The 13,920-nt window shown below is 38.4% G+C and carries 10 protein-coding genes; 4 read left to right on the forward strand and 6 right to left on the reverse strand.

What is annotated here, in order from left to right:
• The first annotated feature begins 9 nt into the window (after positions 1–9).
• Entirely contained in the window at positions 10–1,260 is a 1,251-nt protein-coding gene (locus tag WBF63_RS02265; RefSeq protein ID WP_424368073.1) for a YCF48-related protein, read from the forward strand.
• Between the two features lie 84 nt (positions 1,261–1,344).
• On the opposite strand, the gene WBF63_RS02270 is transcribed toward WBF63_RS02265, so the two are convergent.
• The 4 genes from WBF63_RS02270 to WBF63_RS02285 form a co-directional block, all read right to left on the reverse strand.
• The gene (locus WBF63_RS02270; RefSeq protein WP_424368074.1) at positions 1,345–2,397 is read right to left on the reverse strand and encodes a PorT family protein; all 1,053 of its coding nucleotides are present in this window, start codon (positions 2,395–2,397) and stop codon (positions 1,345–1,347) included.
• Between the two features lie 38 nt (positions 2,398–2,435).
• A complete protein-coding gene (locus WBF63_RS02275) occupies positions 2,436–3,071 on the reverse strand; it encodes a hypothetical protein (protein WP_424368075.1) in 636 nt (211 codons plus the stop codon).
• On the reverse strand, positions 3,061–3,621 hold the full coding sequence (locus WBF63_RS02280; RefSeq protein ID WP_424368076.1) for an RNA polymerase sigma factor: 561 nt from the start codon (positions 3,619–3,621) through the stop codon (positions 3,061–3,063). Before WBF63_RS02280 ends, WBF63_RS02275 begins: the two co-directional genes overlap by 11 nt.
• A gap of 146 nt (positions 3,622–3,767) precedes the next feature.
• Complete coding sequence (locus WBF63_RS02285; protein ID WP_424368077.1) at positions 3,768–5,930, reverse strand: zinc-dependent metalloprotease; 2,163 nt, start codon at positions 5,928–5,930, stop codon at positions 3,768–3,770.
• Between the two features lie 78 nt (positions 5,931–6,008).
• Between WBF63_RS02285 and WBF63_RS02290 the strand changes: the two genes are divergently transcribed.
• The 3 genes from WBF63_RS02290 (at position 6,009) to WBF63_RS02300 (ending at position 9,123) form a co-directional block, all read left to right on the forward strand.
• The gene (locus WBF63_RS02290; protein ID WP_424368078.1) at positions 6,009–7,058 is read left to right on the forward strand and encodes an NAD(P)/FAD-dependent oxidoreductase; all 1,050 of its coding nucleotides are present in this window, start codon (positions 6,009–6,011) and stop codon (positions 7,056–7,058) included.
• Positions 7,059–7,082: 24 nt separating this feature from the next.
• Complete coding sequence (locus tag WBF63_RS02295; RefSeq protein WP_424368079.1) at positions 7,083–7,559, forward strand: RDD family protein; 477 nt, start codon at positions 7,083–7,085, stop codon at positions 7,557–7,559.
• A gap of 103 nt (positions 7,560–7,662) precedes the next feature.
• The gene (locus tag WBF63_RS02300; protein ID WP_424368080.1) at positions 7,663–9,123 is read left to right on the forward strand and encodes a tetratricopeptide repeat protein; all 1,461 of its coding nucleotides are present in this window, start codon (positions 7,663–7,665) and stop codon (positions 9,121–9,123) included.
• Between the two features lie 57 nt (positions 9,124–9,180).
• On the opposite strand, the gene WBF63_RS02305 is transcribed toward WBF63_RS02300, so the two are convergent.
• Entirely contained in the window at positions 9,181–10,593 is a 1,413-nt protein-coding gene (locus tag WBF63_RS02305; RefSeq protein WP_424368081.1) for a RagB/SusD family nutrient uptake outer membrane protein, read from the reverse strand.
• A gap of 18 nt (positions 10,594–10,611) precedes the next feature.
• A complete protein-coding gene (locus WBF63_RS02310; protein ID WP_424368082.1) occupies positions 10,612–13,647 on the reverse strand; it encodes a SusC/RagA family TonB-linked outer membrane protein in 3,036 nt (1,011 codons plus the stop codon).
• Positions 13,648–13,920 lie beyond the last annotated feature (273 nt).

Raw genomic sequence — 13,920 nt, forward strand, 5'->3', positions numbered from 1 at the left:
AGTTATCACATGAAATCAAAATTAATTCTGCTTGCAGCCATTACAGGCTTGTTTCCGGGTTTGGCTCAAAACTGGGAACAATTGAACATTCCTGAATCTCCATCTCGTTATGATGATGTGTTTTTCTTAAATGAGAATCTTGGCTGGGCAGCTGACGGAGCTGGATCTGCCGTTTACAAAACCACAGATGGTGGTAATACTTGGACGCAACAATCCTATAATAATGGTGAATATCTCCGGAACATTGAATTCCTGAACGAAGACATCGGATTTTTAGGAGCCCTTTCCGAAACCTTATACCGTACCACAGACGGTGGTGAAACCTGGGAAATAGTTTGGGATTTACAGGGAGCTATTCCGGCAATTTGTGGGTTGGACACAGTTGGCGATTCCACGGTGTATGGTTGTGGTGCTTATTTTGAACCCGCCTATGTCATTAAGTCCACTGATAGTGGTGAAACTTGGGAAGTTATTGATATGAGTGCTTATGCGAATTCATTGGTGGAAATATTATTTGTGGATGAACAACTTGGATATGTTTCGGGAGGAAGCAACAGTGGTGGCGTTATTTTGAAAACTACTGATGGCGGACAAAGCTGGACTGAAATTTACAATTCGGGAAGACCGGGCGAACAAGTTTGGAAAATGCAGATTCTTTATTCCAACCCCAATGTAATGTTTGGCGCGGTTCAGTCATTCGATCCATTCAACGGAAAGCTCATTAAATCTGTCAATAACGGACAAAACTGGCAAGAGTTTGAAGTACCCGATCCCTTTATTCAAGGTGTTGGCTTTATTACCGAAAATCATGGCTGGATGGGCGGCCACAACAGCGGATTTCTTGAAACCACAGATGGCGGACAAACCTGGAACGACACCGGATTTGGCTGGAGCTTGAATCGTTTTCAGATTTTTAACCAAAATCTGGTTTATTGTTCCGGTCACAGCATTTACAAATATACAGACAATCTTTCCGTAAGCGATATAGACACCCAACGTCCCGAAGATATGGCCATCATAGTTGCGCCCAATCCGGTTGAAGATGTTTTGAATATTTCGGTGGATTATCAGCGTTCAGACCACATGGTCATTACTTTGTTTGATGAAAGCGGAAAACTCATCCAACAATTACTTCGTGAAACCATTGATTCCAAAGGAAAAAGAACTTATCAGTTTGCTTTCCCGCAAAAACCCGGTATTTATTATCTGCTTTTCCATTATGATTTGGGTTATCAGTCGAAGAAGATTATCAAGAAATAAATTATATTGAATAATTAAAAAAAACCTCAGAATCTTGAAAGTCTGAGGTTTTTCCATTTGATAATTTATATGAGGATAATCTGTTTAAAATCCAAGGTTCAATCCGAATTGAAGCATTTTGCGGTCGTCAAAAGTTCCTTTGTTGAAATAAGGACTGAATTCCTGACGTACAAAGAAATTCCAGTTGTGAATGCTTAGCGTGAACTGTCCACCATAGGCGAAATTATTTAATTCATAATTGGTTTTTTTGTCGCGGTAATCTACATCCACTCCATCAACTATATGATTGGTAGAAATCCGAAAACCCCCATAAACATTGGCTGTAAAACCGATTCCTTTGTCAGGTACGCGATAAGTTTCATCGTTTTTGGTCTTTAACCCGGCCGTACTGAATTTAATCCCGAGCGGAATCATAATGTAAGTCGCTCTCAGTTTGCTTTTGTCGAGATTATGTTCGTACTGATTTATATCTACATGACCATCCAGATTTCGGGTTGCGAAATAATTATCATCAAACCTTAAAGTTCGCCAGGACAAATACGCTCCGGTCAAAAACACAAAAGGACTTGTTTTGCTGAACTGCCGATGGTACAAAAACCCGAAATCGATGCCGCTTGAATAAGCCAGATGGTCGTTCAGTTTTTGATTTTCGCCGTCTGCGAGCGTAATCATCCCATAGGAAAGATAACCGGTAATTTCATTTTGCGGTTTGTAATACCACTCCTCCACTTTTGAATTTTGCTCTTCTTTGAGTTTTTCCACATCGGTATTCATAATCGAATATTGAACCTGTTGTTTCACCACCTCATCCAGATCGAATTTCAGGTTTTCAATTCCTGAATTAATTCTTTCCGAAAAACGAAGCGCAATATCGGCCTTCAGATTTCCGGCCAGGGAATCGGAAATGTTTCCTTGCGACAAATCTTCATCCACTTTGGAAACTTCGGCTTCCATAGCGAGTTTTTCACGAATTACGATTTCTCTGATTTCGATGGCGTATTGCTCCATTTTTTCACGTGCCGCCGGACTCACCCTTTCGTCAGTCTGCGTGTTATCGTTGAAGTCGAATTTAATTTTTTGTGCATTCAAAGTCATTCCGACAAGGCACAGAAGTCCTGAGACGATATATTTTTTCATCTTGATATTATTTAAATTACTGATTTAATGAATTTTACCTATTTATTAAAGTCTATGATAACCATACGCGAACCCGAATTTTTCTGCTGAACCGCCTGATTGTTTTCAATGGAATACAACAGCATTTCCGGATCAACATAATTGGCTTTCTTTACAGGTTTTGAAATCGAATCGGTATTTAGCACCATTACCGGTTCTTCATTCTGCCCCACTTTTGGTTCTGTATATTCTTTAATTATTTCTTCCACAACCCGATTTTCGTTTGAATTTTCAATCCAAATTTCCTTTTTAGGTGTTTTTAGAATTTCCGTTGGATTGAGATTATCGGCATAATGATTTTCTTTGGTCTGAATTGCGATTTCTGCTTCATTCTGAACGATTTCTCTTTCGCTTGAAATGATTTCTTCCGGCTGATTATCTGCATTCTGAATCACCATTTCAGTCGGATTTCCGGTTTTGGCTTCGGGTTCTGGGTTCAGATAATTCAATCCGAAAAACAAACCGAGAATCACTGCTACCGAAGCCGCAATTCCCATCCAAAACCAAGGTATTATTTTACGTTCCTGAGGTTTTTCCTCCAACATTTCGCTGAGTTTTTCCCAGGCATTTTCCGAAACCGGAATCTCTCTGTTTTCCAGTTTATTTTTGATGTTATTTTCTAATTTATTGTTCATTTGCCTTGGTTTTTTGTTGGAGAACAAGTTCTCTGAGTTTATTTTTTGCTCTCAATAATTGGGTTTTGGAAGTCGCTTCTGAAATAGATAACAAAGCGGAAATTTCTTTATGTGAATAATCTTCCAAAACAAAAAGGTTGAAAACTGTGCGATAAGTTTCGGGAAGCTGATCTAGCAAATCCTGCGCATTGATCCCTGACATATCTTCTTCAAAATCAACCGATTCATCTTTTAAAATAACTTCATCCAGATAAATCATGCTTTTGTTCATTCTGATGAAATCCAGGCATTCATTGACCATGACCCGTCGCATCCATCCTTCGAAACTTCCTTGGGATTTATAGGAATCAATATTTTTGAAAACCTTTAGAAAACCTTTGAGCATACAGTCTTCGGCGAAATGCAAATCGGAAATATAGGTTCTGCAAACGCTGAGCATTTTGCGAGAAGAGCGGTCAAATAATTCCTTTTGAGCCAGTCTGTCCTGCTTTTTTAGTTGTGGTAGTAATAATTCCACTTCTTGTTTTCTATGGATTGAAATAATCTTCAAAATTATAGGCTTCTGTTTGTATAGACGAATGAATTTTCAAAAAAGTGACAGCTCAACATAATTTTTTGAAAAATATTTCTTCTTTATTAATTCAAATAAAAAAACCACTCAAAACTGAGTGGCTTTCTGATGTATTTAAAAAAGAATTATTTCTTGATAATCTTTTTGGTAACGGTTTGTCCGTCTAGTTTCAGCGTCAGTATATAAACGCCTTTTGGCAAATGCCCTATTTTAATACTTCCACTGTTATTTGACAATTTATTGGAGAGAACGGTTCTTCCTGCTGCATCCACAATGGAAACAGAATCAATTTTTGCTTTTTGGGAACTGATGTTTAATACATCTGAAGTTGGATTTGGATAAACCAAAACTCCAAATGAATCACTCATTTCTTCAATTCCAAGCGCAGAACAGTTTACAACTGCTTCCCATCCGTAATTATTGATTTCCGGGCTGGAAATAAACTTAATTGTGATGGCACCGGATTCGTCAGTAGAAGTGAACGATGGTCCGGGATTATTATTACCTGTGATTGTTCCGCCTGCAAACAATGGAGCATCTGTGCTGTCACCATTGTAAACGTACATAAAGTCCACATTGGTCTGAACGCCAATCTTTATGAAGTTCAGATTCACTTTTTCATCCGGACTCGATGGATAAAAAGTTTTAATCAGATGTTGATTTGAGGAATAAGAAGCTGTAGTTCCTCCGGTATCTGTAAATAATGTGCCATCACAGAAATCTCCGGGAAGCATCAAGCCAGTTCGGCCGCGACCTACCAATACCACATCACAAACATTTATCACTTCAACTTCATAATACTGGTGGTCTTCCAATCCATCTACTGTAAAAGAAGTTGAATTAATTGGTGTCCAGCTATCAGGTGGTGTTGTTCCGAACGGATAAACGCGGTATTTCCAGGATTCGGAAGTATTGTCCACGAAACTTACACTGAAGCTACCGTTTGTGTTGGGTACGACAGTCAGTTCTTCAATTGAAATTGTACAAGAGTCACCTGTATCAATACAATTCGTCTGCAAACATGTTTTTGAATCAATCGTACTTCTTATCAGGGCAGCAGGCTGAGGACCAAATCCAAGATTGAAGTTGATTCCCACATTCTGAAGGTGGCAATAGCTCATAATTGTTCCACCTCCACTCGGAATTCCAGGGTTAGGACAGCTTCCTTCTGTAGTGTAACAACCATCAATAGCAGTATTATTTCCGTTCCAAGAACAAGAATGAGTGTGCGGTGAACCAAAACTATGTCCCATTTCGTGGGTCATCGCCATAATAGTCCAGGAATAAGTCGGAACCTGGGAATAGGCAAGGCTGATTCCCGAATAGGCATAATTATAATTTGTACATAAAGAGTTTAAGTAAGCAACACTGGTAGTAGTTGGTGTATTTACAAGGTGTGCAATATCTCCTTCAAAATCATGAACTGTCATGGCAAACTCTTCAAGGTTTTCTCCATAGGAACCATCATAAGGATCATCATAAGTCCAAACTTTGATCATGTTCAAGGCAACGTCTATGTCGTCATTGTTATACAAAGTTGCTATATTATTTTGGATTCCTGTAAGCCAGTTAACTGTAGTAGTCACGCTTGAACCATTATTTAAATAAGGACGATATGCTACTTCATAATAAATCTTTACACAGTTGGTGGTATTGGGAGAATTCATCATTTCCGGATCAAAAGAAATCTGACCTTCCATCTGCTGATTATATTCCAACTCATCAAAACCGCATTCATAAGGATTCTCTCCCAGAATATTACGATCTGAATAAGTTATATAATCCACTTTGTCAGTGGATTTTCCCAATACAAGATTTCCGATTTCGTTTGTTGATACAACTCCCATCACATTATCTTCAAAGAAGCTGATCGCCGCCAAAGAAGTGTAATCGCCGGCTACCACACCCCGATAGTACTGACCCGGCGTATAATCATAATAATTTCCGCTTTCGTCTTTCACTTTGAATTCATCAGTAAGAATGTTTTGCTTGTACATTTGTACTTCAATCATCTCGTCCTGATAAGGAACTGCAATCGAAATAAATTCAGGAGCTTCCTCTACAACTCGTTGAAGTTCCTGTTGGTTAATGTTCAGAACAGTCACATCAGTAGCTGAAGTAAGATACCGCGAAGCTTTTTGTGTGTCGTTATTTTTTGAAAAAAGATCATAACCGGTAAAAGGCTGACTTTTTGCATTCAAACTTTCAATTTTTTTGGCCACCACCCTCGACTGGCCAAAAGCCAATCCACAGCATAGCAGCAATAGAATTAAATAAAAATTTCTCATTTTTGTGTTAATTATTTTAGACAGATTCCAAATATAGAAATTTTGTGATAATCTAAAGAATTTAATATTAAATTAACGATGCTTGAATATATTATCGTAGGACAGGGTGTGGCAGGAAGTTGTTTTGCTTTGAAGTTACTGAAAGAAGGAAAAACATTTTTGCTATTGGACGCAAATCAAAACAAAGCATCTTCGGTTGCGGTCGGAATCTACAATCCTGTGGTTTTAAAGCGTTTCTCTTTGATCTGGAATGCGGAAGAACAATTAAGACTGATGCACAAATATTTTTCGGAATTTGAAGATTTACTGGGCGAAAAATTCATTGAAAAAATTCCGACTTACCGAATTTTGAAAAATGAAGATGAAATCAAAACCTGGAACAAAAAATCGGCAATGCCCCAACTCATGCCTTTTCTTTCAGATGAAATTCAAAATACGGAAAATCAAAAAATTAATTCGCCATTTGGGTATGCAGAAGTCAGGCAAACCGGTAGAGTTGAATTGGGAAAGTGTATTTCAAAATTCGCAGAATATTTAATCAAAAAAAAAATATACAGAAACGAAAGCTTTGATTATTCCGAATTAAACATTCAAGAAGATAAAGTTATTTACAAAGACATTCAAGCACAGAAAATCGTTTTTTGTGAAGGATTTAATGTGCTTAACAATCCTTATTTCAACTATTTACCAGTAATCGGAGTGAAAGGTGAAGTTCTGGAAATAGAAACAGAATCAGAAATTCCCAAAGCCATTTGGAAAGCCCATAATTTCCTGATGCCCGAATCGGGAAAAACCTGCCTCACAGCTTCCACTTACGACCGCGAGGACCTCACTTATGAACCTACCGAAAAAGGAAGAGTTGAAATGAAACAACACCTAGAAGAAATTTATACTGGAAATTATAAAATAACCGGACAAAAAGCGGGAATCCGCCCAACCATCGTGGACCGACGTCCGATTTTGGGAAACCATCCCAATTATCAAAACCTTTACATCCTCAACGGAATGGGAACGCGCGGAACACTTCTGGGACCACAGATGACGGAATTTCTATATAATTTCATTGAAAAAGAAAAACCAATCGATAGGGAAGCCGACATCAGACGATTTGATAAGTTTTTGAAATAATCTTATACTTGCAAAAAAATTATCATGAGTAACTTTCTTGACCCTGTTGAGCATTCTCTCGCTTCAAAAGGAATTCGATTTGCAAATTTTATAATTGATTATATAATTCTGCTGGTTTTTATGTTTATACTGGGTGCTTCACTTGTTTTGTTTGGCATGGAATCCTCATTAGCAGTTTTAGATGTTCCAATTGTAGGTAATTTGATTGGAATACTTATTTATTTTACTTTTATTTTCGTTCAGGAAGCAGCTTTTAAAGGAAGAAGCATAGGTAAATTCATTACCGGAACACAAGCTGTAATGTTGGACGGGAGCGAGCCGACACTCAATGCAATCTTTATCAGAAGTATTTCCAGATGTGTGCCTTTTGAAGCCTTCTCATTTTTTGGAACAACCGGTTGGCATGACGCATGGTCAAAAACCAGAGTTGTAAACAAGAAAGAATTTGAATTGAATAAGCAAAAATTCAATGCAATTGACCAAATTGGTGAACAGTCTTAACATTTTATTTTCTTGATTGGTACGGTGATTGATTGGAATGTCGGTTCGATTGTTTTATGGAAAACACTTTTTCCTGAACTATTAACTAACCAAGAATTGATGTATGAGGAGAGGAGCATTGTCGTTTATTTTCATTGTAATTTTATCGTTTCCGCTCAAGGCGGGATTGGGATTTATATTTCCACAACAAGTTGAAAATCATAGAATTGATCAGCTTTTAAAGGAAGCTTCCGATCTTTATCAGGACGAAAAGTTTGATGAAGCACTTGAGATTTACAAGTCTGCAGAAGAACTTTCAAAATCTGAAAAATATTCAAAAGGACTTGCGCAAGCCTATTTGGGCATGTCCGGCGTTTATTTTGTCAAAGGAAAACTGGATGTTTCAACCTCCTACATTCTCAAAGCCAAAAATCAGTCTTACACTTCTCAAAATGATGATATTTCCTATTCGATTGCGTTCCGTGAAGGTTTGAATCTTCACATGTTGGGTTTGTATGATGATGCCGTAAAAAAATACAAAGAGGCCATCGCAATTTCAAACAGGGTCAAAAATCAGGAAGATAGAGTTAATAAACTGATTGGCATTTATATCAATATCGGCGATGTTTATCAGCTCAAAAAACAAAATGATTCGGCGCTTTATTATTACAAATCTGCTTATCATTCGCCCTCTACCAATGTCAACAATAAATTTACTAGTTCGGTCAGTATTTCTGAAGTTTACATTGAAAACAATGAATTGGATTCGGGAAAAATTTATTTGAATTACGCTGAAAATTATTCTAAATCACTAGGGACCAATTATTCAAAGGCACTTTTAAAGGAGATTTCAGGTAAATATTATGAAGCTTCGGGAGATTTACAAAACGCCATCAGTTCCTTTGAAAATGCCATTCAGCTCAATGAAGAAATTAATCGTCCGCGAGTGGTTCTCTATAAATTACTTTCAGAAACCTATCATAAAAAAGGCGATTCAGAATTGTCAAATTCTTATCTGAAACAATATGTGGCAGTAAAAGACAGTGTGGACGAAGCCAGAAAGCGAAATATCAAAGTACCGGCTATGCTTGCCCAAACTGACGGAGAAATCAAAGTGGAAAAGGCAAATGCCAATGTGGTATTGATTTTTGTAATTTCCGGAGTGTTAATTGCAGTTATTCTCAGCGGAGTTTTCGTTTACAGTAAAAAACAAAAAAGAAAGAACCTGAAAGGGAAAAAAGAAAACCTTCAACTGAAGAAAAAACTGAACAATGCTTTTGAAGAAGTAGTAGAACTGGCGACTTCCAATTCGCCAAATTTCCTGTCGAGATTCATTGAAGTTTATCCCGAATTTTACAGTCAGCTTGTAAATGATTATCCGGATCTGACCACTGCCGATTTGAAATTATGTGCGCTGATGAAGCTTGATTTCTCAACAAAAGAGATTGCAGAAATGACCTTTAGTTCACTTCGTACGGTTCAGAACAGAAAGTACAAACTCCGTAAAAAATTCAATCTTTCTAGCGAAGAAAACCTGAACCAATGGATTCAGAATCTTCATGTTGAATCACTCACCATGGTATAAAAAAAGAGCCGTTTCTCAACGGCTCTCTACTATAAAACATTAAATCCTCTATATATTTTATTGATAGTTTGGATTCTGAATCATTTCCGGATTCGTGTTCATTTCGTTCAACGGAATAGGGAAAACTCTCTTATAATCCGCAAACGGAACTTCACAGTTCACAGTACAGTTAGCATTTCTCTGAAGATCCATCTGATATCTGTTCATATCAAAATATCGGTGACCTTCAAATGCCAACTCAATTCTTCTTTGCAAAAGGATTTCTTCAAGCAAAGCCTGACCTGTTCCAGAGAAAGAATATGCTGCATTTCTGTAAGACTGTACCCAGTTTACCAATTCGGTTTGAGCCTGAGTTGGATTGATGTAATACAAAGCTTCGATTTTGTTCAACAAAACTTCAGTTGCACGAATTACGACTACATCATTGTCCACGCCTCCGAATTTCAAAACACCGTATGGAAGTGGATTGTCTGTAGAACTCCACTGAACATACAAATCTTTTCTTGCATCAGAGTCAGGAATCAGATTATAGAAATCTGTTGTTGCTGCCGTGTCTTCGTAAGTTCCGCCGGGCGTCCAGGTGGCATACAAAGCATCGTTTGTATTCGGGTTGTCGATTTCTGTAAAGTCAATTGCAAATAAAGTTTCTGTGTAAGACAAAGGATTCTGGTAATAATTCAACAAATCTCCTTGTGTCATCAGACCGGATTCGGCCAAAGCCAAATCAGCAAATTCAACAGCTTTCTGATAGTCTTTTTTGTACAAATAAACTCTTGACAAAAGTCCGTAAACCGCTTCTTTTGTTACCTGTGCGGTGTTTGCTTCCGCATTTGAAGGCAAGTTTTGAGCAGCCAGTTCCAACTGAGAAGTAATCTCGTTGTAAACTTCTTCTACAGATTTACGTGGAAGTGGCGTATCTCTCTCAAACACTGTCGGAACCGGAATTCCCATGTCCTGGTCAATGGTCCCATAAGGTCGTGCATAATAATTTACAAGGTTGAAAAGTTCAAGTGCTCTCAAAGTTCTTGCTTCGGCAAAACTAACTTTTGCAGCATCACTTGTAAACATCAAGTTCCCGGTTGCATCTGTTTTTTCTTCAAAAGACAAAACAAAGTTGGCTCTTGCAATGGCGCGGTACCCGATGGTCCACATATTGGAAATAGATCCACCCGAAGAAATCGCGTGCTGATAGCGGTAGAAATCTGTAAAACGGTTTGAATTATCAAACAAAACAAATCCATTATCGGTCAGCAATTCTTGTGCAGAAACATAATAGTTTCCGTAAGCGTAATTGCTTGAAATCGCATCGTAAATTCCGAATACTGCAGTTTGCAGCTGTCCGTCATTTAGGATGGTGTTATCGTCAACTTCGACCGAGTTACTCGGTTCGTAATCCAAAAAGTCTTCTTCACTACATGAAGTGAGTCCCAGAAAACCGATTAGACTTAAGCTAAATAATATTTTTTTCATTTTAATTCTTTTTAATAATTAGAAATCCAGTCTTACACCAAAGACGAATTGTCTTAAATTGGGCTGAGTCAAATCATACAATCCCATTCTTTCGATTCCATACGACAAATCAGTATCGTTTGAAGCCGTTTCAGGGTCAAACCAAAGGTCTTTGTCAAATGTCCATACAATCAGGTTGTAACCTTTTACGTAAACGTAGATATTATCCAATCCGACTTTTTCACCCAAAATATCTTTTCCAAAACGGTATCCCAATTCGGCAGATCTCCAACGGATGTTGTCAGCGTCATACAAATACCTTGTTGAGTTAGTACTACTTGAAGCATTTCCTCCATAGATAATTTGCGGAGAAGTTGCATTCCCTGCATTTTCTGGTGTCCAAGCACCTTCTACCCAATCTTGTCTTGTATTCAGGTAAGCATATCCACCGTCACTGTTGTAAACAAATCCCCAACGGTCATAAACTGAATGTCCTCCCGCATAAGAGAATTGAGAACTCAATACAAATCCTTTATAGCTCAAAGAAGTTGCAAGTCCTGCTGTATGAACCGGCAAAGCTTGTTTTCCTGTGAAAGACATAGCTGCTTCAGCTGCAACACTTGTGGTGGTCGTTCTGGTTTCGTCTGTGTACCACAATGGAAGTCCGTTTGATTGGTCAACACCTGACCAAAGTCTTGTGTAGAATTCAGTTGGGTTGTGACCGTTTTGCCAAGCTTTCACACCATTTCTCACTGCGATGTTACCTTCGTTGATATTGGTAATTTCAGAATCGTTGTAAGCATAGTTACCTGAAATTGACCATTCGAAATCATCTGTTCTTACCGGAACAACCGTCAAGGAAGCTTCAATACCTGAACTTCTCATTTCACCGTCATTTGTCCAATAGCTGGTAAATCCTGAAGCAGAAGCATTCGTCGGAACTGTGTACAATAAATCGTCAACGTTTTTAACGTAGTAATCAACGGTACCTCTCAAACGGTTTTGGAACAATCCGAAATCAACCCCAACGTTCAACTGATTGGTAGTTTCCCATTTCAAGTTGGAATCACCCAATTGTACAATCGCTCCAGCAGGCGCTCCAAGATAAGCTCCGTTGGTTGCGCGGTATAATGACATAGAAGCATAGTTACCGATTTCTGCATTACCAACTGTACCATAAGAACCTCTTAATTTCAACATATTCAATGCGTCGGCATTAATGAATCTTTCAAAATTCACAGCAGCACCAACTCCCCAGAAAGTTCCCCATTTGTTGTCTTTACCAAAACGTGAAGAAGCATCTCTACGGATGTTACCCGTAACCGAGAATTTTCCGTCAAAGTCATACGCCAAACGTCCGAAATAACTCATAAATGAATAGTCAGTTCCTCCCGATGAAGCGTCTGAAGGGTTTACTGCATTGTCAAGCGTCGGCTTGGTGTTTCCTGCCGCATATCCTCTCTTTTCTGCAAATACATAGCTGTAATCATATTTGATAGCTTCTGTACCTGCTGTCAAAGTCAAGTTGTGCAAATCAAAAGATTTCTGATATTTCAAAGCGTTACTCCAGTTCCAAGTGTTGAAGTTTTTCTGAGCTGCATATCCGTATCCGTTTCCAAGCGGGTGTCCGCTGTTTCCGTCACCGAAATCAGGATTCCAATACAATAATTCGTCGTAGAAGTTATAATCAACTCCGAATTTGGTTTCGAAATTCAAATCTTTTGTGATGTCATAATCACCTCCCAAATTCACAATCGCTTTGTAGAATTCAGAAAGTGTAACGTTTCTGTCCTGAATGGCCAATGGGTTAAATTCAGAATTCAAATAATACAAATCAAAGTTGTAAGCTCCGTCAGCAGCGTAGAATGGCTGTGTCGGAGACAGGATGTTTCCACCAAAAACTGGATTTGAGAATGCAGAACCATCAGTCGGACCTGTTTGTTTTGCTTTGCTCACACTTACGTCAAAGTTTAGGTTCATTCGGTCGCTCACCATCCAGTCAGCTCCTAAATATCCTGAAATTCTGTTATAATTAGCATCTCTGGAAATCCCATCCTGATCATTGTAGCTCAAGGAAGTAAACAATCTCATTTTGTCAGAACCTCCCGAATAGTTCAACACATATTTCTGTGAACTAATTGCATTATGACGAACCGCATCTCTCCAATTGTAATTGGAAGTTCCGTCCCATCCCAAAGCATCAACAACTACCGGATACATATCTTCAAACGTGTTTCCTGTAGCATTGGCATAAGCAGTTGTAAAGAAATTGGCATGTCCTTGCGCATCCAACCAATCGTTTTTCTCAAAAGCCGTATCCCCAATTCCAAATTCACTGTTGAATGAGAATTTTCCTTTGCTAAATGTTCCTTTTTTCAAAGTTACCAAGATAACTCCGTTTGCACCTCTGGAACCATAAAGTGAAGTTCCTACCGCATCTTTCAATACCGTTACCGACTCAATAGTTGACGGGTCAATGTTTGCCAGCGGGTTTGAAGTTGCAGCAATCGATGACATATCATCTGTTGTAACCGGAACACCATTTACCACTACAAGCGGCATTGCGTTTCCGGTAAGGGAAGTAATACCACGAACATAAATCGGGGTATGTGCTCCCGGCTGTCCGCTTCCTGCTCCGATGCTCACACCGGCAACCTGACCCTGCAATGCCTGGTCAAAGGAAACAGATCCTACTTTTTCAATATCATCTGATTTTACGGTAACATAAGCTCCTGTTTTTTGTTCGTCAGTCTCAGAAATACCATAACCCAAAATCACAGCTTCAGTCAGAATTTCTGCTCCGACAGTCAGAATTCCCATGTTTTCACTTGTAACATTAAAGTCTTTAGTGGCGCCAAACACATCGGTCACCGTTAAAACATCTCCCACCTGGGCTTCTATTTCAAAGTCCCCGTTCAAATCGGTAAAAGTCGAAACATCGGTTCCCATTACCGTTACTTCAGCATCTGAAACGCCAAATCCATCCTGGTCATTGACAGTCCCTCTCACTTGCGCATCCACAAACTGGAACACTGCAAATAAAAAGAGAAAACTTAATAACACATTTCTCCTCATTTCTTTAATTTTTTAAATTTTTAGGACACAAATCAATAAAACAATTTGCGGAATCCATTGTATAACTGTCAAGGAAATGTAAATTGAGTAATAGGTAAGTCCTGAATAAACAACTACTCTGTTTATACTCTTTTATCGCATAATTAATTGCAATTCAATAAGTAATAAATCACATACCTATCAATGGATATTAAATTGTGTTAAATCCATTCTTAAATTATCCTAAACAATAACTTATGAGTTTGAGTGAATTTTTTTGGAGAATCAAGGATT

The organism is Moheibacter sp. (assembly GCF_049672845.1).
Taxonomy (GTDB): domain Bacteria; phylum Bacteroidota; class Bacteroidia; order Flavobacteriales; family Weeksellaceae; genus Moheibacter.